The 1,247-nt window shown below is 74.6% G+C and carries 2 protein-coding genes; one reads left to right on the forward strand and one right to left on the reverse strand.

What is annotated here, in order from left to right:
• Positions 1 to 496 (forward strand): ATP-dependent endonuclease (locus tag AB0O00_RS40175; protein ID WP_363659610.1); only part of this gene is annotated, 496 nt, incomplete at its 5' end.
• A gap of 3 nt (positions 497 to 499) precedes the next feature.
• On the opposite strand, the gene AB0O00_RS40180 is transcribed toward AB0O00_RS40175, so the two are convergent.
• The gene (locus AB0O00_RS40180; RefSeq protein WP_363659611.1) at positions 500 to 1,159 is read right to left on the reverse strand and encodes an isochorismatase family protein; all 660 of its coding nucleotides are present in this window, start codon (positions 1,157 to 1,159) and stop codon (positions 500 to 502) included.
• Positions 1,160 to 1,247 lie beyond the last annotated feature (88 nt).

Consider the following 1,247-nt stretch of genomic DNA (forward strand, 5'->3'; position numbering starts at 1 on the left):
CGACGCGCTGGCCGCCGGCCGTGGGCGGGATCTCGCCGCGGAGGGGGTCTGCGTCCTGGCGATGGGCGGGGCGATGAGTGTCGGACGGTTCGCCGGGCTGCTCGGGCCGGCCGGGCTGGGGCTCCGGCTGGCGGGGCTCTGCGACGAGCAGGAGCGCGGCTACTACGACCGCGGCTGGGCGCGGGCCGGTGCCGATCCGCGGGACGTCTTCGTGTGCGCGGCGGACCTGGAGGACGAGCTGATCCGCGCACTGGGCGTCGACGCGGTGCGGGACGTCGTCCGGGCGCAGGGCGACCTGCGCACCCTGGAGGTCTTCCTGCGCCAGCCCGCGCAGCGCAACCGCACCGCGCAGCAGCAGTTGCGGCGGTTCTTCGGCACGAAGAAGGGCCGCAAGATCCACTACGGGCGCGTCCTCGTCGAGGCCCTCGCCCCGGAGCGCGTCCCCGCCCCGCTCTCCGGGCTGTTCGCCGCCCTCCCGGCGCCTGAACTGTGCTGATCCTCAACGGTGTTCGCGCCGGCGTTCGCTGCGCGAGGCGACGCCCACCACCTCCTCCGTGACGGTCAGCACCCCGCAGGACTCCGCCACGTAGCGCAGCGCCTGCCAGTGCCGCTGCTCGTCGAAGTCGGCGAGCGCGTCGGCGACGAAGAACGCCTGGAGGCCGAGGGCGAACGCGTCCGCCGTCGTCAGCAGGCAGCCGAGGTGGGCGTAGACGCCGGTGACGAGCAGCTGGTCGCGGCCGTGGACGGCGAGCAGGGCGCTGAGGTCGGTGCCGTGGAAGGCGCTGTAGCGGTGCTTGGTGATGACGGTTTCGCCCGGCAGCGGTTCGAGGAGGCCGGTGATGCGGTGGTCGTCGGGGAGGTGGCCGAGGCCCGGGCCCCAGAACTCGGTGAGCAGGCCGCGCGCCGAGGCGGGCTCACGCGGCGGCTGGACGGTGTAGACCACCGGCACGCCGGCGCGGCGGCAGGCGACGAGCAGCAGGCCGATGTTGCGGGCGGCGGGCCCGCCGGGGTGGTCCCGGCCGAAGGCGCGCAGGAAGTAGTTCTGCATGTCGTGCACGAGGAGGACGGCCCGTGCGGGTTCGAGGCGCCAGTCCACGCGGTTGAAGGAGAGGCAGCGCGCGTCCGGCAGGTCGTAGGGCTCGATTCGGGGCAGGGGCATGCGGTCTCCTCCAGCGGATGCGAGCGGGTGTCCGCGCACGGCGCCGTCCTCCGGAGAGTGTGGGCCCGCCCGGAACGCGCGGCCTATG

Source organism: Kitasatospora sp. NPDC093558 (genome assembly GCF_040683475.1).
Classification (GTDB): domain Bacteria; phylum Actinomycetota; class Actinomycetes; order Streptomycetales; family Streptomycetaceae; genus Kitasatospora.